General features: G+C 59.2%; 28 protein-coding genes, 2 tRNA genes and 1 pseudogene. 10 read left to right on the forward strand and 21 right to left on the reverse strand.

The genetic code is table 11. The features are described 5' to 3' along the window. The first annotated feature begins 346 nt into the window (after nucleotides 1-346). Nucleotides 347-1,363 carry an amino acid--[acyl-carrier-protein] ligase gene (locus tag RA167_RS05105; RefSeq protein ID WP_083706098.1) on the forward strand — a complete coding sequence of 339 codons (1,017 nt, stop codon included), beginning with the start codon at nucleotides 347-349 and terminating at the stop codon, nucleotides 1,361-1,363. On the opposite strand, the gene RA167_RS05110 is transcribed toward RA167_RS05105, so the two are convergent. Beyond that, on the reverse strand, nucleotides 1,337-1,537 hold the full coding sequence (locus tag RA167_RS05110; RefSeq protein ID WP_076786871.1) for a hypothetical protein: 201 nt from the start codon (nucleotides 1,535-1,537) through the stop codon (nucleotides 1,337-1,339). The genes RA167_RS05105 and RA167_RS05110 overlap by 27 nt on opposite strands. A gap of 369 nt (nucleotides 1,538-1,906) precedes the next feature. Here RA167_RS05110 and RA167_RS05115 point away from each other — a divergent pair, with 369 nt between their 5' ends. Beyond that, the gene (locus RA167_RS05115) at nucleotides 1,907-3,799 is read left to right on the forward strand and encodes an alpha/beta hydrolase (RefSeq protein ID WP_076786873.1); all 1,893 of its coding nucleotides are present in this window, start codon (nucleotides 1,907-1,909) and stop codon (nucleotides 3,797-3,799) included. Between the two features lie 270 nt (nucleotides 3,800-4,069). On the opposite strand, the gene RA167_RS05120 is transcribed toward RA167_RS05115, so the two are convergent. The 10 genes from RA167_RS05120 to RA167_RS05165 form a co-directional block, all read right to left on the reverse strand. Further along, nucleotides 4,070-4,210, reverse strand: a complete 141-nt coding sequence (locus RA167_RS05120) for a burhizin family lasso peptide (protein WP_175972442.1) — start codon at nucleotides 4,208-4,210, stop codon at nucleotides 4,070-4,072. 388 nt (nucleotides 4,211-4,598) lie between these two features. Further along, nucleotides 4,599-4,727, reverse strand: coding sequence for a hypothetical protein (locus RA167_RS05125; protein ID WP_286133118.1), 129 nt, complete (start codon nucleotides 4,725-4,727; stop codon nucleotides 4,599-4,601). A 98-nt stretch (nucleotides 4,728-4,825) separates the two neighbouring features. After that, nucleotides 4,826-6,100: a glycosyltransferase family 4 protein gene (locus tag RA167_RS05130; RefSeq protein ID WP_338877269.1), complete on the reverse strand. Its 1,275-nt coding sequence runs from the start codon at nucleotides 6,098-6,100 to the stop codon at nucleotides 4,826-4,828. A gap of 255 nt (nucleotides 6,101-6,355) precedes the next feature. Beyond that, complete coding sequence (locus RA167_RS05135) at nucleotides 6,356-7,015, reverse strand: amino acid ABC transporter permease (RefSeq protein ID WP_076786878.1); 660 nt, start codon at nucleotides 7,013-7,015, stop codon at nucleotides 6,356-6,358. Between the two features lie 12 nt (nucleotides 7,016-7,027). Further along, nucleotides 7,028-7,828 (reverse strand): cystine ABC transporter substrate-binding protein, encoded by an 801-nt coding sequence (locus tag RA167_RS05140; RefSeq protein WP_076786880.1) that lies wholly within the window; start codon nucleotides 7,826-7,828, stop codon nucleotides 7,028-7,030. Nucleotides 7,829-7,910: 82 nt separating this feature from the next. Beyond that, the gene (locus RA167_RS05145) at nucleotides 7,911-8,957 is read right to left on the reverse strand and encodes a quinone-dependent dihydroorotate dehydrogenase (RefSeq protein ID WP_076786882.1); all 1,047 of its coding nucleotides are present in this window, start codon (nucleotides 8,955-8,957) and stop codon (nucleotides 7,911-7,913) included. A 39-nt stretch (nucleotides 8,958-8,996) separates the two neighbouring features. Continuing rightward, nucleotides 8,997-9,851: an arginyltransferase gene (locus tag RA167_RS05150; protein WP_076786884.1), complete on the reverse strand. Its 855-nt coding sequence runs from the start codon at nucleotides 9,849-9,851 to the stop codon at nucleotides 8,997-8,999. A 341-nt stretch (nucleotides 9,852-10,192) separates the two neighbouring features. Then, on the reverse strand, nucleotides 10,193-10,933 hold the full coding sequence (gene aat, locus RA167_RS05155; protein WP_076786886.1) for a leucyl/phenylalanyl-tRNA--protein transferase: 741 nt from the start codon (nucleotides 10,931-10,933) through the stop codon (nucleotides 10,193-10,195). Nucleotides 10,934-11,001: 68 nt separating this feature from the next. Then, the gene (locus tag RA167_RS05160) at nucleotides 11,002-11,547 is read right to left on the reverse strand and encodes an NUDIX hydrolase (protein WP_076786888.1); all 546 of its coding nucleotides are present in this window, start codon (nucleotides 11,545-11,547) and stop codon (nucleotides 11,002-11,004) included. 826 nt (nucleotides 11,548-12,373) lie between these two features. Continuing rightward, a tRNA-Met gene (locus RA167_RS05165) sits at nucleotides 12,374-12,450 on the reverse strand. Nucleotides 12,451-12,677: 227 nt separating this feature from the next. On the opposite strand from RA167_RS05165, the gene RA167_RS05170 reads away from it, so the two are divergent. After that, nucleotides 12,678-13,175: a heme-degrading domain-containing protein gene (locus RA167_RS05170; protein ID WP_076786891.1), complete on the forward strand. Its 498-nt coding sequence runs from the start codon at nucleotides 12,678-12,680 to the stop codon at nucleotides 13,173-13,175. A gap of 84 nt (nucleotides 13,176-13,259) precedes the next feature. Continuing rightward, nucleotides 13,260-13,547, forward strand: coding sequence for a DUF1488 domain-containing protein (locus tag RA167_RS05175; protein WP_076786893.1), 288 nt, complete (start codon nucleotides 13,260-13,262; stop codon nucleotides 13,545-13,547). A gap of 143 nt (nucleotides 13,548-13,690) precedes the next feature. Here the strand turns inward: RA167_RS05175 and RA167_RS05180 are convergent, their stop codons facing one another. Together RA167_RS05180 and RA167_RS05185 are read right to left on the reverse strand one after the other, a co-directional pair. After that, nucleotides 13,691-14,119, reverse strand: a complete 429-nt coding sequence (locus RA167_RS05180; RefSeq protein WP_076786895.1) for a hypothetical protein — start codon at nucleotides 14,117-14,119, stop codon at nucleotides 13,691-13,693. A 358-nt stretch (nucleotides 14,120-14,477) separates the two neighbouring features. Continuing rightward, nucleotides 14,478-14,606 carry a hypothetical protein gene (locus tag RA167_RS05185; RefSeq protein ID WP_255710750.1) on the reverse strand — a complete coding sequence of 43 codons (129 nt, stop codon included), beginning with the start codon at nucleotides 14,604-14,606 and terminating at the stop codon, nucleotides 14,478-14,480. 471 nt (nucleotides 14,607-15,077) lie between these two features. On the opposite strand from RA167_RS05185, the gene RA167_RS05190 reads away from it, so the two are divergent. Then, nucleotides 15,078-15,197: an entericidin gene (locus RA167_RS05190; RefSeq protein WP_076786897.1), complete on the forward strand. Its 120-nt coding sequence runs from the start codon at nucleotides 15,078-15,080 to the stop codon at nucleotides 15,195-15,197. A gap of 375 nt (nucleotides 15,198-15,572) precedes the next feature. On the opposite strand, the gene RA167_RS05195 is transcribed toward RA167_RS05190, so the two are convergent. Further along, nucleotides 15,573-15,719, reverse strand: coding sequence for a hypothetical protein (locus RA167_RS05195; RefSeq protein WP_175972443.1), 147 nt, complete (start codon nucleotides 15,717-15,719; stop codon nucleotides 15,573-15,575). Nucleotides 15,720-15,933: 214 nt separating this feature from the next. Between RA167_RS05195 and dusA the strand changes: the two genes are divergently transcribed. From dusA to RA167_RS05210, 3 genes are all read left to right on the forward strand, one after another. Continuing rightward, nucleotides 15,934-16,959 (forward strand): tRNA dihydrouridine(20/20a) synthase DusA, encoded by a 1,026-nt coding sequence (gene dusA / locus RA167_RS05200; RefSeq protein WP_076786899.1) that lies wholly within the window; start codon nucleotides 15,934-15,936, stop codon nucleotides 16,957-16,959. A gap of 134 nt (nucleotides 16,960-17,093) precedes the next feature. Beyond that, nucleotides 17,094-17,169 (forward strand) — tRNA-His (locus RA167_RS05205). A gap of 283 nt (nucleotides 17,170-17,452) precedes the next feature. Continuing rightward, complete coding sequence (locus RA167_RS05210; protein ID WP_076786901.1) at nucleotides 17,453-18,775, forward strand: IS5 family transposase; 1,323 nt, start codon at nucleotides 17,453-17,455, stop codon at nucleotides 18,773-18,775. Between the two features lie 227 nt (nucleotides 18,776-19,002). Here the strand turns inward: RA167_RS05210 and RA167_RS15635 are convergent, their stop codons facing one another. After that, nucleotides 19,003-19,263 carry a hypothetical protein gene (locus tag RA167_RS15635; protein ID WP_170872408.1) on the reverse strand — a complete coding sequence of 87 codons (261 nt, stop codon included), beginning with the start codon at nucleotides 19,261-19,263 and terminating at the stop codon, nucleotides 19,003-19,005. Nucleotides 19,264-19,288: 25 nt separating this feature from the next. On the opposite strand from RA167_RS15635, the gene RA167_RS05220 reads away from it, so the two are divergent. Further along, nucleotides 19,289-19,591 carry a HigA family addiction module antitoxin gene (locus tag RA167_RS05220; RefSeq protein WP_076786903.1) on the forward strand — a complete coding sequence of 101 codons (303 nt, stop codon included), beginning with the start codon at nucleotides 19,289-19,291 and terminating at the stop codon, nucleotides 19,589-19,591. A 495-nt stretch (nucleotides 19,592-20,086) separates the two neighbouring features. Here RA167_RS05220 and RA167_RS05225 read toward each other — a convergent pair whose 3' ends face one another. From RA167_RS05225 to lexA, 6 genes and pseudogenes are all read right to left on the reverse strand, one after another. Then, complete coding sequence (locus RA167_RS05225) at nucleotides 20,087-20,410, reverse strand: hypothetical protein (protein WP_139337107.1); 324 nt, start codon at nucleotides 20,408-20,410, stop codon at nucleotides 20,087-20,089. 324 nt (nucleotides 20,411-20,734) lie between these two features. Then, entirely contained in the window at nucleotides 20,735-20,893 is a 159-nt protein-coding gene (locus RA167_RS15640; protein WP_237574297.1) for a type II toxin-antitoxin system mRNA interferase toxin, RelE/StbE family, read from the reverse strand. 606 nt (nucleotides 20,894-21,499) lie between these two features. After that, nucleotides 21,500-22,240 (reverse strand): annotated as a pseudogene (locus RA167_RS05235) (lytic polysaccharide monooxygenase); the annotation flags it as partial. 763 nt (nucleotides 22,241-23,003) lie between these two features. After that, nucleotides 23,004-23,666 (reverse strand): DUF2939 domain-containing protein, encoded by a 663-nt coding sequence (locus RA167_RS05240; protein WP_076786907.1) that lies wholly within the window; start codon nucleotides 23,664-23,666, stop codon nucleotides 23,004-23,006. 24 nt (nucleotides 23,667-23,690) lie between these two features. Then, a complete protein-coding gene (locus tag RA167_RS05245) occupies nucleotides 23,691-24,107 on the reverse strand; it encodes a hypothetical protein (protein ID WP_076786909.1) in 417 nt (138 codons plus the stop codon). A gap of 20 nt (nucleotides 24,108-24,127) precedes the next feature. Next, nucleotides 24,128-24,775, reverse strand: a complete 648-nt coding sequence (gene lexA, locus RA167_RS05250; protein WP_076786911.1) for a transcriptional repressor LexA — start codon at nucleotides 24,773-24,775, stop codon at nucleotides 24,128-24,130. A gap of 217 nt (nucleotides 24,776-24,992) precedes the next feature. Here lexA and RA167_RS05255 point away from each other — a divergent pair, with 217 nt between their 5' ends. Further along, nucleotides 24,993-26,042: a sulfate ABC transporter substrate-binding protein gene (locus RA167_RS05255; protein WP_076786913.1), complete on the forward strand. Its 1,050-nt coding sequence runs from the start codon at nucleotides 24,993-24,995 to the stop codon at nucleotides 26,040-26,042. Nucleotides 26,043-26,091 lie beyond the last annotated feature (49 nt).

Genomic DNA, 26,091 nt, shown 5'->3' on the forward strand with positions numbered 1-26,091 from the left:
TGTGCAGCCGGCACCGCAATGTTGCAACGCCAAAAGCGTCCGCACCCTATGGAACGAAGGTACTGGCGAGTGCGTGCGGGCTCTGTTCGCAAGCGCACTATTTGGCATGGATTCCCGCGGGGTCGTGAGGTCGCGACGCCGGCGTTGTGCATTGCATGATCAACGTGCGCTGACCCACTGTTCGGCAGCGAACCGATGCCCGTGCGGGTTTTCGCGTACAACGTGCGCTTACGGTGCTGCACGGTGGCGTTTCCGGATAGCGTCTGCCGCGCTGTTTTCATCCGCCCGGAATCCGCAAAGCACAGCATCGATCATGCGACACGAATCCTCACCAAAGGAACCGAACATGAGTAGTGCCAATCTAGAGTCCAAGCGGTCCGGTCCTGGAACCGTGCCGAACGAGCACGATCGCGCGGCGGCCGCTCGCGAGCTGAACGACGCAGCGGGCGCCGCCAGTTTTCTCGAACAGTTATTCGAGCGCGGCTTGCTAATTCCAAGCGATGTCGACGGGCTGTACGGCCGTGGCGCCGTATTCGAGGACGTCGTTGAGCGCATCAGCGACTTGATCGGTGCATGGGGGGTGGAGCGCGGCGCTGACGTGATGCGGTTTCCGCCGGCGATGAGCCGCACGTTGCTTGAGCAGAGCGGTTATCTAAGGAACTTTCCGCAGTTGGCTGGCACGGTCTTTAGCTTTTGCGGCAATGATTTTAGCCATCCCCGCTTGCTCGCGTGCCTGGATAAAGGTGAGGACTGGACCGCCGAGCAAAAGCCTACACGCATCATGATGACGCCAGTGGCCTGCTATCCCGTCTACTCGGTGATGGCCAAGCGCGGTCCGGTGCCGGCACAAGGCCACCTGATTGATATTTTTTCGTATGTTTTCCGTCAGGAGCCGTCACTGGAGCCGGAGCGGATGCAGCTGTTTCGGCAACGTGAGTTTGTCAGGATGGGCACGCCCGAGCAAGTGCTCGCCTTCCGACAGGACTGGATGGACCATGCGCGCTGGATGTTCGACGCGCTGGAACTGCCGATGTCGCTGGAGCTGGCCAACGATCCGTTTTTCGGCCGTGGCGGGCGCGTCGTGGCAAACAGCCAACGTGCGCTGCAGCTCAAGTTCGAAGCGGCGGTGACCGTGCTCAATCCGAACAAGCCGACCGCGTGTGGCAGCTTCAACTACCATATGGACAACTTCGGCAAGACGTGGGACATCCGTACCGAAACCGGCGAAATCGCGCATACTGGGTGTTGCGGCTTTGGGCTTGAACGGATTGCGCTCTCGCTATTCAAATTGCATGGTTTCGATATCGCCGCCTGGCCGCAGCGAGTGCGGCAGAACCTATGGAAGTTGCCATGCGGCCAATAGCCGCGCGACAAAGCGTGCGAGCAACGTCCCCTCGATGGTGCGCGCGTCGTCGAATTCGTCTAGTTCTTCGAAACGATCCCCGCTCTTGGCTGCGCGCCCGAACGCCATGGCAACAAAGAGTGCGACGGCTTGGATCGCGAGCCCGATGATGACGATATGTAGCATGTTATTCATGGTCCTTTCCCTTCAAGCGCGCCGCCTCGTTCGGCGTGTCCCCCCGCCCGACAGCGCGAGATTCGGCAAGGTGTGCGCCGTTGCACTGTTGGCCATCGTTGCTGCATATCGGCAGCACTGCGCGAAACTTGAGGGTCGTGATTAAACCCGATACCCGCCTTGGGCGCGGGGAGCAACGCGAAGGCGGCACGCGCACGGCGACGAGCATGGCCCGATTGGGTGCGTCAGCGCACCGACCCCACTTCTACGGATGTCGCCTACTAACCGGCGCATCCGTGCTGTGGACGCGTCGTCATGGAGGGGCACGGCCGGGTGGCCCGTGCGCCACAACACGCAGGCGCCGGGTGAAAGAACAACGAGGGTTAGAGAATGGACACGACGATGCGGCCTGTCTCGTTTGATGGGCATTTCGGCTGGCTTCATAGCGCGCAGGCTGGTGATCCGGGCGACGCGGGTTGGGGCGTGGTGCTGTGCAACTCGCTCGGGCATGAAGCATTATGGTTGCACCAGACGATGCGGCAACTAGCCGAGCGGTTGGCGTCGCGGCGCATTCCGGTGTTGCGCTTTGACTATGCAGGTACCGGCGATTCGCTGGATCGTGACGCGCTGGTCGAGCCGACCCAATGGACGGGCGAAGCGGTGAGCGCCGTCGAACATCTGCGGCGCATGACGGGGGTGCAACGCATTGCGCTGGTCGGGGCGCGCTACGGCGCAATGGTGGCCGCGCAGGCCGCGCCCCAGGTTGGCGCGCAGCGCGTCGTATTGATGGCGCCCGTCGTCTCGGGCCGGCAGTTCGTTCGCGAACTCAAGGTGCTGCAGCAAACGTGGCGAGAGAAGACGGGCTCGCACGTGCAGACAGACGCGCCACCGGCTGGCGCATTCGATGTGCTCGGGCATCGGTTCGACCTGGCCGCGATGGAGCAGGTAGCAAAGCACGACTTACGCCGTGTCCAGGCGCCGCCCGCGGCGTCGGTGCTGATCATGCATGTCGACCCGCACGATCCGAGCCATGCGCTCGCCGATGTGTACCGGTCTCAAGGCGCACGTGTGGACGCTGGTTTGTTCGCCGAATACCCGGGCGCGATGCAGCCATCCTGGCTCGCCGAAGTGCCGCAGGCCACACTCGACGTCGTCACGCGGTGGCTGGTGAACGAAGAGGTGACGCCTCAGACCGCCCCGGCGGGCGCATCGTGTCCCGCATCGCCGATGCTGGTGTGTGCCGGTGCGCCGCTTCAGACTGACTGGATGGTAGAGCAGCCGGTCAAATTGGATCAAGGTCGGTTGTTCGGCATCCTCTGCGAACCGGCGGACAGATTGGGCCGTGCGCCGCTGGTTGTGATCCCCAACACGGCCGCCACGCACCATGTCGGGGACGGACGCTTCAACGTGGAGTTGGCGCGCCAGCTCGCGCGTGCGGGGTTTGCTTCGCTGCGGCTTGATGCGAGCGGGCTGGGCGACAGCGCAGCGGCGGCCACGCAGACCGACCCGGGCTCGTTGAGCTTCGACGCGCTGGCCGCCGACACGTCCGATGCGGTCGATTGGGCGTGCTCGCGTGGCCATCCGGGCATTGCGGTGTTCGGTATTTGCTCCGGTGCGTACCTGGGCTTGCGTGCCGCGCTCGACAATGCGGCGATTCGGGGCTTGATACTGGTGAACTTGTTCGGTTTTTCGTTTCCCGATGGGTTCACGATGCATGACGCTGGTCGGGTGGGTGCCGGATCGACCCGCGCGCATTTCCGCTCGATGTGGCGCGCGCAGAAGTGGGCCCAGGTGTTGCGCGGCGAGGTCAGCCTGTGGCCGGTCATCGGCACGCTGTGCCGCTATGCAGTGGCGCGCACGCGGGGCCTTGCGGCCGCCTGGACGCAAGACATGCGGGATACGCCGGGCAGCAGCCAGCGGGTGCGTCGCCAGATGAAAGAGCTGGCCGCGCGCGGGGTTCGCGTGCAGTTGCTATTTAGTCCGCTGGACCATGGTCTGGACGAACTCGAGGTTCATTTCGGTCATGGCGGCCAATGGCTCGCACGGATCGGCGGTGCGCATGCTCGCGTGATACCCAACATGGACCATGAGGTGCTGAATCCGGCAGCACGCGAGCGGGTAGCGGCATTATGCGAGGCGTTCCTCACGGAACTTTTTGCCGACGTGCTCGATGAGCGGCAGGCTTGCCTATCGTTGCACGCCGAACTTGCCCGTGCGTCCTACGCGCACGCACATGTGCCGGCAGCTACGCCGACGCTGCCGTCTGAGGAGGCGATGCTATAGCGGGAACGGAGGGAGACCAAACACGAGTTCGGCGTATTGATGGCGCGACCAGCACAGCGTCGCGACGAAGAACTGCGCCTTACTGACTTGCACACGCGAAACCCCGCTGGCGGGTACTCCCGTTTTATGCTCGCTGAGTGACGTATATAATTTAATATTATTAGGTTAAAATACGCTAAGCAATCCCTCACAACGCCTGCCACGCATATACATCCATGTAGACAGTGCTCGGCGTATTGCTTAGCGTAAGGTTTTATACCAAATTAATGATTATAGGAAGCGGCCAACGCCAGCCTCCCTATAGTTCCCTGAGCCACCCAGCGTCGACTCGGAAGCGCACAGTTCCATCAGTGATTCGTCATCCAGCGGTAAATCCAATGCTTGATAATTCATGCTTTGGGACTGATCCATAAGAATCTCCTTTTTCATAGCTTAAAAACACCACCAACATTATGGGTGGCTCCGAGGCCGATGTCATTCATGAACGACGTGGCTGAATTCAGTATAGTAAGAGAATAGTACATTGCAAAGGCCATGTGCTTAAATCCTAAGCATATTGGCGGTTTGACATAGCGCTAAATGCTGCGCTTGAGACCGGGGAAGCCAATTTGGTTGATGTCGTTAATAACGCGTTTGATCATCGAGCCAATTGAGAGACGGTACTTGCGCCAGTTACGCACGATGTAGCCGAAAAGCGCTTTGGGATAGCACTGTAATATCTATAAAATTAACGACAAAAATTTAATCGTTACATTAAGTCCAGCGCGTGGTGATCTCGAGCGACGTGAGCGAGATGCAATCAGGCCGTTCGCCCGTTCTTGTTCATTGCGCCTATATCCGGCAGGAAGTCGAGGGCCATCATCGTTGGCATTCGCTGTATGCTCGCCGCGTCACGTTTCGCGACATCGAGCAGCGCGGTGGTGTCCACGTGTTCCATATCGAGCGGGATTGCGGCATAGTCAAGATGGCGATGTATCAGTCAGGCATCCTTCGGAATGCGCGAAGCTGTCCTCCGTGCCTTTGAGATCACAAACTGGGGATGCGTATCGGGCGCGGTGCGCAGCAGCTTACGCGACTGGACGGCGCGCACGCCAGCGTGGTGGCGACAGCCGGCTGGTCTGGCATGATCGCATACGACGGCATGTCGTTGCGCGCCGGATCGTTGACTGGCGTCGCCAGTTCGGCCTGCAGCCGCTGGTAGCCTTCCATGACCAGGCTGGAAAACGCGGCACGGAAGCGATCCGCAGAAAAGCGTTGCGCGTTGGCGCGGCATGCGAGCGGCGTGAACGTGCCGCAGGGCAGCGCCTCGAACCGCTCAACGGCATCGATCAACGCGGGCGTGGTTTGCGCATCGAAGAATAGGCCAGTGGGTTGTGCGTCGGTATGGGCGCGCACCGACTCGAGCGCACCGCCCTTACCGTAGGCGATGACGGGCGTGCCGCACGCTTGCGCTTCGACCGGTGAGATGCCGAAGTCCTCCTCGGCGGCGAACACGAATGCCTTGGCACGTTGCAGGTGCGAATGCAACACGTCGAAGGATTGATAGCCGAGCAGCGTCACGTTCGGGCCTGCCAGCGCGCGGATCTTGGTTATCTCCGGGCCGTCGCCAATGACGACTAGCTTACGCTGTGGCATCCGAGAAAAGGCGTCCACGACGAGGTCAATGCGCTTGTAGGGCACCATCCTGGACGCGGTCAGATAGAAGTCCTCTTTGGCAGTATTCAATCGCAAGTGCTCGACATCCACCGGCGGATAAATGACCGTCGAATCACGACGATAGACCTTACGGATGCGCCGCGCGACAAAACGCGAGTTTGCTGCGATCAGGTCCACGCCGTTGGCTGAACGCGCGTCCCAGTTGCGGATGTAATGCAGCAGCGCGCGCGCGAGCACGGACTTCACGCCGCGCGTGAGCCCCGCCTCGCTCAGGTATTGGTGCTGCAGATCCCATGCGTAGCGCACCGGCGAATGCACATAGCTCACGTGTAACTGGTCTGGCCCGTTCAGCACGCCCTTGGCTACGGCGTACGAGCTGGACAGGATCACGTCGTAGCCGGACAGATCGAATTGCTCAATGGCCAGCGGAAACAGCGGCAGGTAGCCGCGGTACTTGCGCCGGGCCATTGGCAACTTCTGGATAAACGACGTGTGGACCGGCTTGCCGCGCAGGCACGAGCGGTCTTCCAGGAAGTCGACCAGGCTGAAGATGTCCGCTTGCGGGAAACAGTCGATCATTTGGGCGAGCACCCGTTCGGCGCCGCCATGGACGACCAGCCAGTCGTGAACAATCGCTACCTTCAAGCGTGGGCCCTCTCGGATGGGGTTGCGGCCTCGCGGCCAACGCGGTGTCGACGCCGCGTGCGCTCTGCGCATGGCCATTCGGGCCATTATCCGCAGCACTCGGCGTTATCTATGTACGGGGGCGCACAATGATGCGCACCAGGCACAACGATGCGTAAGGCACGCGCGCCGCCGCGGCAGCTGTCCTGGAGTCACCCCGCGGTGCGCTGGTTCCGCCGGGAAATCGACGTCGGCGCGCACTGAGCGCATGGCCGCTCAGTGCCGCGTGGGCAGTGCGAGGTAGCGTTCGAGCCGGTGCTGGAGTCCCTCGAGCAGGTGGCACAGCACCCAGTACACGCCTGCTGCGCCGACATAAAGCGGCAGCGGCTGGTAGGTGGCCGCGATCACTTCCTGCGCGCTGCGCAGCAGTTCGGTCACCGTGATCACCGATACCAGCGAGGTGTCCTTGATCAGACTGATCAGGCTGTTAGACAGACTCGGCACCGCGATGCGCAGCGCTTGCGGCCCCACCACATAGCGCAGCGTCTGCTGGCGCGATAGGCCCAAGCTGTACGCGGCGAGCCATTGGCCGCGTGCGATGCCCAAGATTGCGCCGCGCATGCTCTCGGACAGGTACGCGGCGACGTTCGCGGACAACGCCAGCACGCCGGCCGGCGTTGGATCCAACTCGATTCCCACGCTCGGCAGGCCGTAGTAAACAACGAAGATCTGCACCAGCAGCGGCGTGCCGCGCATGACGCTGACGTATGCGCGAGCGACGCCCACCGGCCAACGCCGTTCGCTGACGCCCATCAGCGCGATGAGCAGGCCGCCGGCTAGCCCAAACGCCATGGATAGCAGCGCGAACTTGATCGTCAGCAACGCACCCGCGGCGAGCGCGGGCGCGGACTGCAGCAACAACATCAACGGTGACATCGAGGTGGCGGCTTACTTCAGCGGTCGGGTCACGTCGATGCCGAACCACTTGACGGAGATCTTCGGCAGCGTGCCATCGGCCTTTAGTTGTGCAATGGCGTCGTCAATGGCCTTGGCAAACTTCGGGTCGCCTTTCTTGAAGGGGATACCGACCCGTTCCTGCTGGCCCAGCGTGCTACTCGGACGCAATGGCAGCGCGGTAGTCTTAATTAGGTACGCGAGCATCAGCCGGTCGTTGAGCGCCGCGTCGATGCGGCCCGCTGCCAGGTCGCGCAGATACTCGGGTGCACCCGGGTAGGTCTTCACCTCGATGCCGGGCACCGACTTAGCCATGTCGTTGTAGTTCGAACCCAGGCTCACGCCGAGCTTCTTGCCCTTCAGGTCGCCGAGCGATTTGAACTGGCGTGAATCGTTCTTGCGCTGGATGAGTTGCGCGACCGAGTAAGTATAGGGCTGCGAAAAGTCGAGCGTCTGCTGCCGCACGGGCGTGATACCGACCTGGTTCACGACCACGTCGAATTTGCCGGCTTGCAGTCCGGCGATGATGCCGCTCCATTCCGTGGTGACGAACTCGGGCTTCACGCCGAGCCGCAGCGCGATCGCCTTGGCCACGTCCACGTCGTAGCCGACGAGTTCGCCATGGGCGTCGCGAGCGTTAAATGGCGGATAAGTCCCTTCGAGGCCGATGCGCAGCGTGCCGCGCTCCTTGACCTGATCGAGCAGGTCGGCGGCTGGTGCAGCCACAGCGGCCACGCCGAGCGCGACGCCAACCAGTGTCGCGGCGATCCATTTCTTGAGCAGCGAAAGTTTCATCGTTTTCCCTCTTGGCGGGTAGTGACAAATGGCGGCCAACATAACGAAGCTGCAATCAAAGCTTAAATATCATTTGTGTTCCCTATACTATGCGCGAATTGCGATGGTCAGCAGTGGCACGCACGCATTCGGCCACCAGCGTCGGGCCGCGGTAGATCAGGCCGGTATAAAGCTGTACCAACGATGCACCGGCTGCAAGCTTTGCATTCGCGTCCTCGCCGCTGAAAATCCCGCCTACGCCGATGATTGGCACCGTGTCGCCCAATTGCGTGTGCAATTGCTGGATCACCCGGTTGGACGAATCGAACACCGGCCGCCCGGACAGGCCGCCGGCCTCGTCGCCATGGCGCAGGTCCTGCACCGCGGTGCGCGACAGCGTGGTATTGGTCGCGATCACGCCATCGATACGGTGCCGCAGCAGCGTGTCCGCAATCGACTTGATCTGTTCGTCGTCAAGGTCCGGCGCAATTTTCAGCGCCAGTGGCACCTGCTTGCCGTGCAGATCCGCCAGTCGCTGTTGCTTGTCCTTGAGCGCGCCTAGTAGCGCATCCAGTTCGCCGGCGGCTTGCAACTGGCGCAGGTTCTTTGTATTCGGCGATGAGATATTGACCGCCACATAGCTGGCGAACGGATAGACGCGCTCTAGGCAGTACAGGTAGTCGTCGACCGCGCGCTCGATCGGCGTATCGGCATTCTTGCCAATGTTCAGCCCCAACACGCCACGATAGCGTGCGGCTCGCACGTTGGCGACGAAGGCATCCACGCCATGATTGTTGAAGCCCATCCGGTTGATCAACGCATCGGCCTGTGGCAGTCGGAATAGTCGCGGGCGCGGATTGCCCGGTTGCGGGCGCGGTGTCACCGTGCCGACCTCGATAAAGCCAAAGCCGAGCGCCGCCAATCCGTCGATGCAAGCGCCGTCCTTGTCCAGGCCGGCGGCAAGCCCCACCGGGTTGCGAAAGGTCAAGCCCATCACGGTGCGCGGCGCATCGGACGCGTGCGGGGCGAGACAACGCGCGATGCCGGCGCGGGCGGCCGCGCCCAGCAGGCGCAGCGTCAAGTGATGGGCGTCCTCCGCATCCATGCGGAACAGGGGCGCCCGTGCGAGCGGATAAAGGGAACTGAGCACGGAAGTAGGCTGGGCCGACGGCCCTGAGTCGAAAGCCCGTTATTTTACCGGGCGCGCAAGCTGTTCGATGGCGGTATCGAGCGGTGGCACGTCGGCCTGTTCAGGCTCCAGATCGCGCCATTGACCCTCGACTAGTCCCTCGAGCGGCTTGAAATTCGCCTTGTACGCCATCTTGCTGCTTTCGCGAATCCAGTAGCCCAAGTACACGTACGGCAACTTCAGACTGCGTGCCTGCTCGATCTGCCACAGGATGTTGTAGGTACCGAAGCTCGAGCGCTCAACATCAGGCTCGTAGAACGTATAGACCGAAGACAAGCCATCGCCGAGGATATCAATCATGCTGACCATGCGCAGTTTGCCCTTGCGGGGGCTCGCGCCTTCGCGCACCGCGCGCGAGCGCGCCGTGCCGCGTGGCTCGTACGGCTCGCGGAACTCGACCAGCCGCGAGTTGATGCGGCTTTGCAATAGAAACTGCTCGTACTGATCGCGACTGTCACGATCCATTCCGCCGCCGGCATGCCGTGCGGCTTGGTAGCGTATGTACAATGCGTAGTGTTCCTCGTCGTATTGCAGCGGCGAGACCGTCGCGACCAACTCGTGATGGCGGCGCCACACCTTGCGCTGGGTCCGGCTTGCATCGAAGCGCTCGACCGGCACGCGCACCGACACGCAGGCGCGACAGCCGTCGCAATAGGGTCGGTAAGTGAAGACCCCGGAGCGACGGAAGCCTGCCTTGACCAATTCGGTATAGACATCTGAGTTGATCAGATGACTTGGCGTGGCGACCTGTGAACGCGCAATGCGTCCTTCCAGGTAGCTGCAGGGGTAAGGCGCTGTCGCATAGAATTGCAGCGCCGACAGCGGCGATATCGGCAGTTCGTTCAGGTAGGTCACGTCAGCCCTTCACACAGCAATCATTTGCCCAATATGTGGCGACATCAGATCGCTTCGGTGCCGATGGCATGTTTGCGGCGGCCAAGTCAAGCCAGCACACGAGGCTGTATCAACGGTATCACGAAATGACGGCAGGTTGTGGCGCAGGTCTGCCGAGCAGCATAGTCGAAGGTTTCCACGGTACGAGAGCTCTTGCCAAGCAGCAGGGTGTCCCTTATAGGGCCGCCACTTCGATAAGCTTATCGGACAGCGTGGGCTCGCGCACTGCATTGCGTCGGACACGCAGCTTGCAAATTGCTTTCGACCCCAGCGGCAGGACCCCGCCGCGCAGTCCGGGCGAGCTAGTCGTGACTGTTGTTCCAGTAACGATGCAGCACTTGCTTGTCGAATTGCCACGGGATGGGCGAGTGCCGTATCGCAGCGCGCATGTGGGCGATAAACGCGCGACGCGATACTTCACGCGCGCCCAGCGAGGCAAGGTGAGCGGTGTTTTGTTGGCAATCGACCATATCGACCCGGTGCTCGCGCAAATGCGCGATGAGCGCGGCGAGGGCGATTTTCGACGCGTCCGTACGGTGTGCAAACATCGATTCGCCGTAGAACATGTGACCCAAGCTCACGCCGTACAGTCCGCCGACGCGTCGGCCCTCGACCCAGGTTTCGACGCTATGGGCCAGGCCGGCGCGGTGCAACGCCTCATAGGCGGCGATCACTGCGGGCGTGATCCACGTGCCATGCTGCCCGTTCCGGTTCGCGTTCGCGCACGCGTGCATTACGTCGACAAAGCCAGCGTCCACACGGATTTCCCATGAAGGCTCGCGCAGGACTTTTTTCAGAGTCTTGCGCAGCGACATCGACACCTTGAATTCACTGGGCACCAGGACCATGCGCGGATCGGGACTCCACCACAGCACAGGCTGGCCCTTCGAATACCATGGGAAGATACCGTGCTGGTACGCATCGAGCAGTCGTCGCGGATCCAGCTCGGCGCTCGCGGCAAGCAGGCCGGGTGCGCCGCTGGCTTCGTCCAGCGCGCGCTCAAGCGGCGGGAACGGATCGTCGGGGCTGAGCCAGGGAATCATAGTGAGATCGGCGTGCCGGCACGCGCGTTGCGCCGCGACGCCGCGCGGCGCGTGACCCGCGCGCGGGATTAGCTCTCATGCAGTGAGCGGAAGATGTCGCCGGTGTGTAGGCCGAAGCCGCCCGCGACGCGATCGGCGAAGAAAAAGCGCAGCGTTTGCCCAACGGTCGGGAACGCGATTTCGTCCCAAGGGATATCGGCTTCATCGAATAGCCGCACCTCCAAGCTTTCCTCGCCGGCCTGCACGTCGATGTCGAGCAGCCGCGCGAGGTAGAACAGGTGCACCTGGTGCACATGCGGCACATTAAGCAGCGTGAACAGCGTCTGAACCTCGACGCGCGCGCCCGCTTCTTCCAGCGTCTCACGTGCGGCGCCCTCCGCGGTTGTCTCGCCGATTTCCATGAAGCCAGCCGGCAATGTCCAGTAGCCATAGCGCGGTTCGATCGCGCGGCGGCACAGTAGCACCTTATTGTCCCAGACCGGGACCGTTCCGACCACGTTACGTGGATTCAGATAGTGGATTGTATTGCAGTTGTCACACACGAAGCGCTCGCGGTTGTCGCCGGGAGGCACGCGCAGACTCACCACGTGGCCGCAGACAGAACAAAATTTCATCGATCGAGGGTCGGTGGGACAATGGTGCGCAGTTTAACATCGGGCGCGTGGCCGACATTCTAGGAGAGACGCAATGCAATCGCGAGAACCTCAATACTATCGCATTCCATTCCCCGTTCCCTGCTGATCGTCGATAGGCACTATGGTGCGAAACACCTTACGTCAACGCGGGAACGGATACGGTCTTGGATAGCATGCGCCCGAACTGCTTTTACGGCATCGGATTGGCGCAATGGTTTGCTGGACTCAGCGTTGGCGAGTGTGTCTTTGCTGGGATGACAACTGAAATTGCATCGATACGAGGTGCCGCGTCCCCCTTATGGGATTTCCGCCGATATTCATCGCTGATGTCCATACCACGATGAGACGCCAGTATGATCGGCGCAGGCAATCCTCGAACATCATCATTGGACCTTAAATGGGTCTTTCGTCAGAGCGCAACGGACGGCGGATTGCGCATTCTAGCCAATACGACGGCATTGGAGTTAGTTCACTTAGCGTACTCACGCGTGATGTATTTAAAGTGGGATTGCGTGGGCGATGCGCAGAGCAGAAGCTGCCGCAGGCCCGAACAAGCTCGTCAGCGTAACCGTCGTGGGCCCGGCGTAGACCAATGTTGAGGCTGCGCCGTGTTCAGATTGAGCCGTGCTGGCTCGTTGGGGTAAAGGGAGGGCGCTTCGGGTAGCGGCAATCTTATCCGGTCTTGGCGTCGACGCTACAGCGTGAACTCCAGCATGACTGCCCCCGATACCACTCCAGATGCAACATTGCCTTGCCGGAAAACAAAAACCTCGGGTTTCGTACGACACCCGAGGTTTTCTGAATTTGGTTGCGGGGGTAGGATTTGAACCTACGACCTTCGGGTTATGAGCCCGACGAGCTGCCAGACTGCTCCACCCCGCGTCCGTCGAAGAATTAAATTATACACAGATCTGTTCTGCGGTGCAACGATGTGCAACGCGGAATGTTAGCGCAACGTGAAACTGCTTGGTTCGCGGATGCACTGCGCAGCGCCGCCATGCCGGTAAAATGTTGGCTGATGCGAGAGTCTGCGACTTCATTGGCTTCATCTTGGCCGGCCTTGCCGGCTTCTTATTCACCGGCGGCGTTGCCGGCCGGAACTATTGCCCATGGACATCATTCGAGACCTGCAGCACATTGCCCTTCAGGAAAAGGCGCTCGTTGCGCCACGCTTTGACGCGGATTTTGGATGGCAGCTCGGCGCACACTTGCATGAGCTTGCCAAGGCGAGGGCGCATGCCGTCGCGATCGACGTGCGCACGTTTGGCCATCCGGTGTTTTACTGCGCGCTGCAGGGCGCGACACCGGATAATGCGCGGTGGGTGCGCCGCAAGAGCAATACGGTGGAGCATTTCCGGCGTAGTTCTTACGCGGTGGGGCTGCGCCTTGCACAGTCCGGCGCCACGCTGGCCGACAAGTACGGCCTGTCAGACGCCGACTACGCCTCGTACGGCGGCGCGTTTCCATTGACCGTGCATGGCGCGGGCGTAATCGGTTCGGTTACCGTGTCGGGCCTTGCGCAACGCCAAGACCATGAACTGGTGGTCGAAGCGCTCTGTGCTTTGCTCGGGCACGATTACAGCGGATTGGCGTTGCCGCACGACTGAATCGGCGTCTAGCGATCGACCGACTTGGCGGGCCATGTTGCGGCTCGCTAGAATGGGAATCCACGTCCGATTCCTGAGGCTGGCATGCAGATTGATTTTCCCGCTGAAGCCGGAGCGTACCGCGATAGCAACCTGACCGTGGAGTTCGATGCCATTGTCAATGGTGAGCGGGTACGTTGCGCCATCTCCGTTGAAGCCCTGGAGGATCATTTCGGTGTTGTATCGAACGACCGCGACGGCTGGATCCGCGCGTTCGACCGGGGCCGCGCGCGCATCCTCGAAACAGCGCGCGAGCATCTGAAGCGCTGCGACGGACACCCGGTGCTGCTCAAGAGCGGTCATTTCCCTCCTGGCGACGCGTTACGGGAGTGACCGGCGCGAACCGCCAGGCCGTGGGACCGCACGGTGGCCCTGCCGGCTCCGGATGATCCGCCGCGTCGCTGTCGCGGCCCGTCGCATCGTTGTGCTGCGCGGGCGCGACGGCGTTTCGGCCTGGCTTGCGCGCCGCAGGCGGTTCATGACGGCTCGCCACTGTCCTTCATGAACGCGCGCATGAACACCAGCGCGCCGAATCCCCACATCGCATTGACGACGAAACCGAACGCGAGGCGCGGCAGCATGTTGCCGCTAGGCCAGATACCGCGGATCGGGTCAAGCACGAACACCGTTGTTGCGGTCAGCACGACGCCGCCAAACACGAATGAGCCGAGCCATGGCGCAGGCCGTTGTGGATCGACGCGCAGCAGCCACGCCAGCACGATGCCCCATAGCGCGCCGAGCAGTGCGGTGAGCAGGAACTCGGGGACGCCGAGGGGGGCGAACGGCTTGATCGAGAACGGCAGTTGGTCGGTCAATGCGGCCGCGTGCAGCAACGCGATCGCCGCCTCGTGAAAAAACAGCACGGCGAGAAAGCCGGCAATGAACGGCAAAATGACACTTTGCATGATGGGATTGACAGACGGCAGGCGCGTGTTTGCACGCTTAGGATATTCATTATAGTGACCTCAGGTGAGGATTCGCGCATATTACGAATCGGCACAACTCAAGCTGAAAAAAGTTGCTTGGTTGGTGCAACTAGGTCATTAGGCTCGCAGTTCAGGGTGCGCCTGGCCCTGTCGATGTAGAAACACCATTTGACATCGTGTTGGCATCTTGACGTTGGCCATCACGACGCGCTTGATCGGCGGACTAAACTTAAAGGTTGGTGCTGAAGTGGTGGTGCTGGCTAAATCCACAGAAGTGTCGATCGCGCGTCTGTAGCGCGATCCTCGCCGCCGTTCAGTTGCTACATGTCGCGCCGTGCTACCGGGCGATCGCATCGCTTGGCAGGTGATCTCGCAGGATGCGGTCATTGGTCTTCGAATCCGGGCGCTTGATCGGCATGTTGTCCGGGTTATTGGCCTTGCCAGCGTCTTCAGGACGTTTCGACATACCACCTGCGCCGCTGCCTGGGACTGGCGCGGACGACCCAGCGCCCACAGCGGCAGATCTCGCGCCAGAGGCGCTTGCTACAGTGGGCGACGCCGCCGTGCCTGCCGGAATCGTCCAACCGGAGCACGGCGCGAGCTGGCTTGCCGCGCGGCTGGCGTAGGGCGCAGCGACTGCGGAGGTGGCCACCACTACGACGCTGTACTTCGTTAGCCATGTCATTTGCCTCATCGCTTTCTCCTTTTGTCACGCCACAGCGGCCGGCGCCTGCGCGAACTCGATTCTATCTTTCATTGAAGCATAAATCGCACTGCGGGGGACTGTGCGCTGTTGCAGGCGCTGGCCATGCCGGCGGGATTATGCTGGCCGGGACCGCACCGTGGCGCCGGCGGGCATTGCCGGCCAGCACGACATATTGCCCGATGAATCGGTGCTCGAACGCACGGAAGGCCGGCGCCGCGCAATGATGAGTTAATGACGCGTATGATCGCTACAATACTCATGCTGGCCGGATGCAACACGGTGTCTGGCGCAGGGCAAGGTATCTCCACGGGCGGCGGGGCGGTAACTAACTTCGCGGAGAAGGCGAAGTAGAAAAAAAGCCGCAGCGCGTGCTGCGGCTGAAGACTTTCCAATGGACCGAGTGTGGTCCAGCGATGATCGTAAAGGGCATACCCGGCCCCCTCTGTTCGCCTGGGCGCGCACTGATCCGCCAAAATGAATGAGGGAGGCTCGAGCATGGCGCCTGGTGGGCGATGGAGCAGGAGGCGAAGCCGTATCCTCTGGACGTGTAGAGCACACGGCGCTGTTTTGAGAGCCCGTGTCGACACCCGGCGGTGTATCTGTTGAAGTGGCAACCCAAAGCTGAAGATTGATGAACGGGCTGATATATGACACGAGCGTCGTCACAGCGAAGATCGTGGTTTGCCTGCTGCTGTGCTGCTAATAGCGCTTGTTGCTCACTTCGAGTCACATGCCCGGCGTCTGTGGGATTTCTTCCGGTTTGGGTGGCACCGGCATGTTCGTTTCGGCAGCATGGTCGAAATAATTGAGGACGACGCATACCATCCGGCCGATGGCGTCGGCGTATGGCTCGCGCTTGGCGCCGTCGAACATAGCGAGACGGTCTGCAGCGAGCGATAACGCTTAACGGCTCCGGGCTGCTGCGATGAGTTCAAGTTTTGAGGGAATGTATTTTTGAATTAGCAATTTCTTCAGCCGTCGCAGGCTGGGTTTTTTGCGCAAAGACACGCGCGGGCGCGAAGCTGCCGCAGAGACGATAAAATATTATCTTATCCTTCATACTGCGCATTCTGCGACTGCTGCTCCAATGACCCATTTCGACGCCCATCGCGCCCGACGCATCTGCGTCGCGCCGATGATGGATTGGACCGACCGCCATTGCCGCTATTTCCACCGGCAGTTATCCCGCCACGTCTACCTATACACGGAAATGGTGACGACTGGCGCGCTGTTGTTTGGCGACGTCGCACGACACCTGTCGTTCATGCCACAGGAGGCCCCGATTGCATTACAGCTCGGCGGCAGCGAGCCGGACGAGCTCGCCCGCTGCGCGAAACTGGCAGAGCGGTGGGGCTACGATGAAGTCAACCTGAATTGCGGCTGTCCGTCCGAGCGGGTGCAGCGCGGCGCGTTCGGTGCGTGCCTCATGAAGGAGGCAACGTTGGTCGCCGATTGTGTGAAGGCAATGTGCGATGCGGTCGCAATGCCCGTGACGGTCAAGCATCGGATCGGCGTAGACGCGATCGACGACTATGAGTTCGTGCGCGACTTCGTGGGCACGGTGGCGCAAGGTGGATGTCGCGTATTTATCGTTCACGCGCGCAACGCGATACTGAAGGGCCTGTCGCCGAAAGAGAACCGCGAGATTCCACCGTTGAAGTATGACTACGCGTACCGACTCAAGCACGACTTCCCTGAGTTCGAGATCGTCATCAATGGCGGCATCAAGACGCTCGATGAGGCGCATGAACACCTGCATCACGTCGACGGCGTGATGATCGGGCGCGAAGCCTATCACAACCCCTTTCTGCTGGCAGACGTCGATAGGCGCTTCTACGAGCCGTCGGCGCTGGTGCGCACGCGCGGCGAGATCGAGCAGGCGATGATCGAGTACCTTCGGGCCGAACAAGCTCGGGGCACCTACATCGGCGCCGTCACGCGGCATATGCTCGGGCTTTATCGCGACCAGCCTGGCGCGAGAGGGTGGCGTCGCGTGTTGTCGGATCATCGAAAGCTGGCCACTGGCGATCCGCGCATATTCGACGAGGCGCGCGCCATGCTCAACGCCCGCCCGCTCGGGTACGATCGCATGGCGAAAGCGCATGCCGAGTGAAGCCAGTATCTGGGTCAGAATTTTTTGCGTTCTACCGCTAGCAAAATGGGAAATCCCTGCGTATAATTTCGGTCTTCGCTGGTGATCGTTCTTACCGGCGTGCAGCGTTCCTCGATATATCGGTTCCTGCAGTGGTGGCCGTAGCTCAGTTGGTAGAGTCCAGGATTGTGATTCCTGTTGTCGTGGGTTCGAGTCCCATCGGCCACCCCAAAGAATTTATAAGAATCAAGCATTTAGAAAACGGCGCTGAGGTGTTACCCAGTGCCGTTTTTGCTTTGCCATTCCCAATTTGGGCATTACATACCTCGCCGCTTCACGATCTTTGTGCGATCGTAGACAGCAACTTTGAAATGGCCAGCGTGATCTCGATAGTCGGACCTGAACAATCCGTCCAGGCTTATGCAGCAAGGCTGGGAAGCTGAAAAGGTATTGTGGGAATTGCAAGAGACAGGCATATTGGCGTGAATTTCCTGCAAATTTCGACGAGGGTTGAATGGGTCCGAAGACGCCGGCGCCAGAGGGAGATTTGTTCCGCCAGCCGCTGCGCGAGCAGATCAACTTAAAGCATCCATTGGTTCGTCTGGCCGATCTGATTGATTGTGACCGATTGAGCACGGCGATGAGCGCGAGCTTCGTGTCGCAGCGCGGCCGGCCGGCAACGTCGCCGCGTTTGATCGCGGGGCTGCTGTACTTGCAGCATGCGTTCGACTTGTCGGATGAGGACGTGGTCTGGCAATGGCTGGAGAACCCATATTGGCAGGTGTTCACCGGCCAGACGTACTTGCAGACGAAGCCGCCGATTGATCCGTCGAGCCTGACGCGCTGGCGCAAGCGGCTAGGCGAAGCCGGCGTTGAAGAACTGTTGGCCGAGACGATCGAAGCGGCCAAACGCGCGAACGTCATCAAGACTTCGAGCCTGAAGCGGGTGATCGTCGATACGACGGTGATGGAAAAGGCGATTGCGCATCCTACCGACTCGCGTCTGCTCGAGCGTTGCCGGGAACATCTGGTCAAAGCGGCCGCCCGGCACAGGCTGAAGCTGCGGCAAAATTACAATCGCGAGGCGCCGCGTCTGGCAAGCCAGGTAGGCCGCTATGCGCATGCGAAGCAGTACAAGCGGATGAACAAAGCGCTGCGCACTTTGCGTTCTCGAGTAGGACGCGTGATGCGTGATGTCCAGAGGCAGCTGGACGGCGTCGCTGAGCAAAGTCGCGCGGCGTTGGAAGCGCTGCTTGGCCGCACGAAGCGAATTCTCACGCAAAAGCACAAGGACAAAAACAAGCTGTATGCGCTGCATGCGCCGGAAGTCGAGTGCTTGGCGAAAGGCAAACCACGCAAGCCGTACGAATTCGGCGTGAAGGTGTCGATCACGACGACGCACAAGGAGGGTCTGGTAATCGGAGCTCGTTCGATGCCCGGCAATCCCTACGATGGACACACGCTAGCCGAAGCGTTGGAACAGGCGGCGATCCTAAGCGACGTTCAGCCGCAGATGGCTGTCGTGGACCGCGGCTACAAGGGCGTCGCGGTCGATGGCGTGAAGCTCTATCATCCCGGCTTGCGACGCGGCATCACGCGCGGCCTGCGAGCAATGATTCGGCGTCGCAGTGCAATCGAGCCGGCCATCGGACACATGAAGTCAGACGGCAAGCTCGATCGAAATTGGCTCAAGGGTACGCTGGGCGATGCGATTCATGCGGTGCTGTGCGGCGCCGGCCACAACCTGCGCATGATCCTGCGCAAGCTGCGGCTTTTTTGCGCCCTGATCTGGCTTGCTCTGCTCAATCGTGAGGCTCACATGGTGTCAGCAGCATGAATTCGCCGCAGAGCAAAGCGTATTGTTCAGGACAGACTCGATAGCCTATCTGCAGCCGCGGCAAGTCGAGAAGTTTGAGCCTCCGATTGCCCGCCAACGTGGCGTATGCCGCGGCCATTCCGACGATGGTCCTTTGGCCGCCGAGCGATGCGATCTAAGACGTGAACGCCAGGAAGCCTTCCAGTTCCGCTGCCTCGGTGCGCGGATGCTCCTCGTTGCGCCGCACTTCACAACAGGGCACGGAAACGCTTTTTAACAACAAGCGCGTTGCCCGCTTCGCCACTATCGAGGCGGTCGCCATACGGAAATTGCAGCAACTGCACGCTGCCGTTGCTCTGGATTTTTTGAAGATTCCGCCGGGAAATCAGCTGGAGGCCGTGAAGCGAGATCGAATCAGCCAGTAAAGCATCCGCGTTAATAACCAATGGCACGTATGTTTCAAGTTCGCAAATGGCAATGCGACGGATGTGGAAATTGTCAACTACCATTAAACTATTATCGGGAGATGAACTTATGGCACGGGAAGTTCCGCTGGCGACGCCTGGTGAAATTCTGGCACGCGAATGGCTTGAGCCAATGGGCATTTCGCAATATGCTCTGGCGAAAGCGATCGAGGTGCCACCGCGTCGTATCAACGAGATCATTAAACACGGTCGTGCCATCACGGCTGATACAGCTGTGCGGTTGGGCGCTTTCTTTGGTGTTGATCCGCAAAGCTGGATGAGCCTCCAGACGCACTACGATACGGAAATGACGAAGGAGCGGATCGGTGCCGAGAAAATCGCTGCGATCCGGCAACTTGCAACGTCGGTTTGACATAGCGCAAACCATGCACAATAATCTGCGATATTTGATACATGTCAAATGTACGTCCAAGCCTGCTAAACGAAAGCCAGCGGGTTTTTTGCGTTTACCGACTCATCGGCCATTTAGACCGTCAAATTGCAGTCCAGGACAAGCCGGCAAGTGTCCACGGCAATTTCGGCATTGCGTCAAGCTTTTGTCATTACCGGCAACGATGCGCTGCATCTATGTACAGCATGGGGACGCACTGACCTGAACGTACTGCGACAAGAAACTAGTTAAAAGTCAGAGAAATTAAAGGTTAGGAAGAGAAAAATTTTTCTACATCATTGTTTTGCCCACCTTGCAGCTTAATAAAAGTTTTTCCGGTAAGGCGGGCGCCCGAAGCACAGGCGCAATAAGACGATAAGATTTATAGTTTTTATTTGTGGTGGTTGTCATATAAGAGGAAAAATTTTGACTAAGCTTTATTAGCGGCTATTTGTTTGTTGTTGATTTTTGCATGTTTTAGCGGTACCTTTCGATAAGAATATAGGGGGTGCCTTCTTGTAAATGTTTGCTCATAGAGGGGCCTATTGTGTAAACTCCAATAATACGGAAACCCATGCTATAAAGTTGTGATGTGGTTGCTGCTGGTCTATAAAAAAACCTTTCCATAATTTCGTCATCGCATATCCATTTCATATTAATTCCAATTTCTGTGCTGGCTATAATGGTTTTCCCTCTTTCCGCTTGTTTTGCGGGAAAACAAAACCCGCCATCCATTGCAAATGCATTTTTTGTTGTGAAGAATGCCATGCAAATTAAAGAGATAAAAAATTTATTATTCATTCTGCCTCTCCTTTGATGAATAAATTAAGAGACGTGACACAATGCGGACGTAAATGCACTTATAACAAGCTTGTCAGATGGCGCAATAAAAATTTCTCATGTGTGAGTGCGTCACTAGCAAGCCGTTACTTATCCTCACGCTCACCAAGCGTAACATGCGTTTTTCCAGATGGCTAGTATGAGAAGCCCAACTAACATGGCAACGTAACACATCGATGAAGGATACCGAATAATCCGCCATATTTGTTATAAATCATGCCAGGCGTGTGAACAAGTTTGCTGAGAAAAAAGCCAGCGTTCACTAATTAGAATGCACTGTGAACGTTAACACCCGAATATTTCACTGTGTGAACCAAGCGGCGTTAATGAATGTCGGAATTCGACTTTCGGTAGGTCAGTCAGTAGTAGTTCGGGTTTAATGTGGCAATCGCGGTAGCCTACCCAACCGCCGGAAAGGTCGTGGGCACGGTAGCGAGCGACCAACGGCTGGTTGATCGTTAGAGCGCGTAGTACCGGCTTGACCGCATCATTCAGTGTGGCGCGATGTCGCCCTTGGCCTCTCGCTTGTCGTCACGCTTGAATGCAGACGATCGGTCATTCATCGAATAGCCAAGCCAATGGCGATCGCCTGAGCGGGTTGTCGCCATGGTTACCTGCGTAACAATTGGCAGCCCAACCATTGCCGCGCGGCTCTGACGTGACTTCTCGATTCTATGCAATTACCTGACGCCATAACTCAAGCATGGAGAAAAATAATCCGGGATTTGCATAATCATTCAATAACCGTGAGATTAACAATTCAATCGAACTGCAATTATCGGATCACGCCGCAGAATGTTATGAATTTCTTGAACGGACTGAACTGAGAGCAGCAAGAGTGCCAAGCAAATATTGACGCCGCCGCTGTTCCCAACTGCGGTGAAGTCGCTTCATGCGTGCGTTCAACGCTACTAAGCGTGAGGGGGGACGAGTTGAAGGGCTTTCGCCCATCATACGAAGGTGTGCCTGCTTACCGGCCTTAAGCGCGGAGCTGGACGCTCGGAGAGCGCCAGCTCAACCTATTTCAACACGGGTGTGCGTGCTTGCTCACTCACGCACGATCGTTACATCACTGCAATTAAAAAACCCCTCGTTGCCTGCATCTATACGTTGCCAGTAGCTATAAAGAACCGCATCGCCTTTACGATCTTCCGGAATAGAAACGTTGAGTTTATAAAATGACCGTACATTCGGCAAATGGCCTTCGCCATTAGCGGGCACCGGGGCCGGAGCGGGTGCATCGTAAATTAGGTCAAGATCAGACCAGGTTAGTGGTCGAGTCGGATCGTATGAGGGCTTGGAGATAAACACACGCATGCGTGAAGGATTATGTGCCGTCGTGTTTTCCCAGACCAGCTCTATAGCACCATTTTTGGGGGTAATTTTGGTTTTACGCCAAAGGGTCGTGGGTGTACGGTCCAGTCCCTGCTTACGCGGGTCACCTCCCGCGCACAGTAGCCCGTCGGGCACGGCCTTTATGATTTCGCTAAAATCCTCGGGATCCCTTGGATTGGCAGAAACCTCATTCCACTGCACAAACGGGTAAGGACTGTTGTCGCCTGCGCGATAGGCGGCCCGGCAATCAGCGTTCGGAATATCGGAGCCGTTGGGTGCCCCCCAATAGCCTCCGTCCAAATTGCATTGATACTGTCGGGCGATCGGAAAGCCTACTGCGCCATGCGCGCTCACTTCCTGCACCACGCCGCTTATGCCTACTATCCCCGCTAACCATAGCCAAGTCGCACGCCAGCCCAGGCTAGAACGCCCCAAATTTCTTCTCATCTTTTTCATCGCTTTCTCCTTGAGATAAAAATTTAGCTTGTACCGCACCCGCTCCCAAATAGTTAGGCCGATCACTACGATGCCTAACACCATTGCAACAGCCAACCGACATACCTACCGGATACGCCGATCTACTTCTTGCTCGTTTGCCCACGGATCCACGCAAGCTGAATTAAACACGCTGAGTGATACAGGCCACTCGATACGTTGTTCCAGTCGCGCTTCTCCGTGTAACCCATTTTTTCGCGCTCGCTATCAGTCTCATGGCGCTTTGCGATTTTTCAGCCAGTAACCCGTTTTTCTTCTAGACGGCTACGCACCGAAGCAACTCCATAGAATCACTTCGCTAAATATTATAGTAAGGTTGCGACTTGCTTCGGAACTTACTGTAGCCTAGGTATATTACTTTCGCAAGCAATTTTCATAAGTCGACAAGCACGCACGGGTCACGCACGCACGAGTGCGGCTTCGCTTGGTGAAGGGCACACAAAACTTGTCAAACAGCTACGATTAACTCAAAAAAAGCCAAAAAGTGCTACGGATGTCAATCTTCGCCAACACCATACGTAGCGTGGTCGTCTTGCCGGCGCCGTTTAGATCCAGTAACCCGTAGCACCGCCTGTTTGGCGGTAAATGACAGGGCGTCGACGGCCGTCTTATTTGCATAGGCTTTTTGGGCGCCGTTATCCACCACCGCAGCCGCCGAAAGGGCTTGATCGGCGCACTGCGGTGCGGGCTTGCATGAGTGTGCCGCGTGTCGCAACGGCCCGCATCATGAACCGTTGAGTTTGACGCCGACAAGTTGCCAACTGAAGACGCCGGTGCGATGAAAAATCGTTGTATATGGCGGCTCCTTCGGCTCAGCGCGATATCGGACCACGAACTCGTTGATGCCGCGATAGCCGGCGCTCACTTGAGCGCCGCCACTTCTGGACGTGCCGGCCACGGGCTGCCGGCCGCCTGGCGTACTGGAACCGGTTGAAGCCGAGGCGCCCGAAACGGCTGCGCCGCGTGTCGCATCGGCTTGCGGAGCCCGCACCGGGCCCGGTGGTGCCGTGTCGCTCGCCACATCGTGCGGGGGCATGCCGGCTAGCAACGCAGCTACGCCGTCTGGCGTCGCATAAATCTCGACAATAGGTGCGATCAATGCGGAGCCGACCATCGTGCCGACACTCGCGACTGCCTGCGCCAGCGGCGAATCATCCGCATGCGTGCCGACCGCGCGCGCGATTTGTGCATTGAGTTCCTGTTTCAGACTGGTACGCAATGCAGGGTAGTCGACGTATCGATTGACCGCCTCGGCGTCGCGTGCATCGGCTGCATGCTCCAGGCGGCTCAGGACGATATAAGGCGACGCGTAACTGAGCACGCCTGCCAGCACGCTAGCTAGTGCCACCCCTGCGGCGAAAAGACGCTTGAATGAGGCCGATGTCATATGCGCAGTTGTAGCGGGAGCAAATTAATCCAGCAAGCTGGGGGCAACCCCAGTCTCTTCTGCCGCGATATACTGGTCGATCATACTGCAAACCGCATCGATATGGCCCACGAGCACCACACGTGACGCACTGCGGTAGACGCGCACCGGATCGTCCTTCCGCAATGGGCGACGACGGGTCGGTTCGGCCTGAGGCACGCCGTGGCGCAGCGGCGAGCGCGCGAAAGCTGGCAACCCGGATGGCAATATTATGTGTGTCTGCATGACGTGTGCCACGTCGTTGTCCACCAGTGCGGTCGGGTGCTGTGCCGGCGTCGCGTCGCCCATCACCGGACCGAACAAAGTGGCGGGGCGCGACGATGCACCACATGGCACGAGGCCTCGCAGATAACGCAGGCGCCCGAACGCGCGTAATGGAAACAGGTGGGCAAGTCGTTTCATCGGTTTCTCTGTGTCGGTATTTAGAATGCGTTGGGACGGATCAAGCCGACCGCAACGCCTTCCAGTTCGAAATCTTCCTGTCCTGGGCTTACGACGATGTTCTCGTAATCCGGATTTTCCGCGATCAGTTCGATACCATTCGCCAGTCGATGGAAGCGCTTGACCGTTACATCGTCGCCCAGCCGCGCCACCACGATCTGGCCTTCTTTCGCGTCGTGCTGTTTCTGTACGGCCAGCAGGTCTCCGTCGAAGATTCCCGCATCGCGCATCGACATCCCGCGCACTTTCAGAAGATAGTCGGGCCGGCTCGCAAACAACGCTGGGTCGCACGCGTAACGCTGCGCGATATGCTCCTGAGCCAGGATCGGACTGCCGGCCGCGACGCGACCGACTAGCGGCAGCGACAACTGCATGAGCGCCGGATGCGGTAGCGTGTAGTGGCGCGGTCCGTCGTCCGTCGACAGCAACCGGATCCCGCGTGACGCACCCGCCGCCAGTTCGATCACCCCTTTGCGCGCCAGCGCGCGTAAGTGCTCTTCGGCCGAATTGGCCGAGCTGAAGCCGAGTTCTGCAGCAATCTCGGCGCGCGTCGGCGGAAAGCCGGTGCGCTCGATCGCGCGGCGGATCAAGTCGTAGACCTGCTGCTGACGGACGGTGAGTTTAGTCATGGTTACTGTATGGATGAACAGACACCTGTATTTTTATACAGTATCAACGGTATTTCAAGTGCTATTTGAAGTCGCCGTTCCCCGCTCAGGAATAGAAGGGCGTGTCGCTCCGTGGCTTACGACTTTTGAATATAAAAGCATAAGGAACGATTATTTTTGATAATGAAATGCGTTCGTTAGACTTGGCCGGTCCCTCACGACATCCACGGGCATACCAATGAGTGAACAGGTAACGGGGCGGGCGCGGCAGTGCGACAGCGCATCGGCGTGGCGGCGCCTGGCCGCGGCATGGGTGCTGACGGGCGGCGTCGTGGTCAGCGGCACGTCCGTCGCGGGCAGCACACTACTCAATGTATCGTACGACCCGACGCGGGAGCTGTACCAGGATGTGAATCAGGCGTTCGCAAAGGAATGGAAGGCCAAGACCGGTGAGAGCGTTTTGTTCAAGCAGTCGCACGGCGGCTCAGGCGCGCAGGCGCGCTCGGTCATCGATGGCTTGCAGGCGGACGTCGTCACGTTGGCGCTGGCCTACGATATCGACGCGATCGCCAAGAAGGGACTGATGGATGCGGATTGGCAAAAACGCTTGCCGGACAATGCGTCGCCGTACACGTCGACGATCGTGTTCGTCGTGCGCAAAGGCAATCCGAAACGTATTAAGGACTGGGACGATCTGGTCAAGCCGGGCGTGTCCATTATTACACCGAACCCGAAGACCTCCGGTGGCGCACGTTGGAACTACTTGGCTGCATGGGCGTACGCGTTGCACCAGCCGGGCGGTAATGAGCAAAAGGCGCGCGAGTTTGTCGCAAAGCTGTACAAGAATGTCGGAGTGCTCGATTCCGGCGCGCGGGGAGCGACCACCAGCTTCGTGCAGCGCGGCATCGGCGACGTGCTGCTCGCCTGGGAAAACGAGGCATTTCTATCGCTCAAGGAATTCGGGCCCGATACATTTGAGATCGTGGTGCCATCGGTCAGCATCCTGGCTGAACCGCCGGTCGCGTTGGTCGATAAGGTGGTGGACCGACACGGCACGCGCAAGCTCGCGCAAGCTTACCTGAACTTCCTGTACACCGAGCAGGGCCAGCAGATTGCGGCGAAGCACTTCTATCGGCCGCGCTCGAGTAAGGTGCCCGAGGCGCTGACCCGGCCGTTCCCAAAGCTCAAGCTGTATACGGTCGACGATACATTCGGCGGATGGGCGAATGCTCAAAAAGTGCATTTTGCTGACGGTGGAGTATTCGATTCGATTTATCAGCCACAGTAAACCGACGACGGCCGCCAGGCGGCGGCCCGCGGCCTGAGATGGCTGCCAG

The sequence above is a fragment of the Mycetohabitans endofungorum genome (assembly GCF_037477895.1).
In the GTDB taxonomy this organism is placed as follows: domain Bacteria; phylum Pseudomonadota; class Gammaproteobacteria; order Burkholderiales; family Burkholderiaceae; genus Mycetohabitans.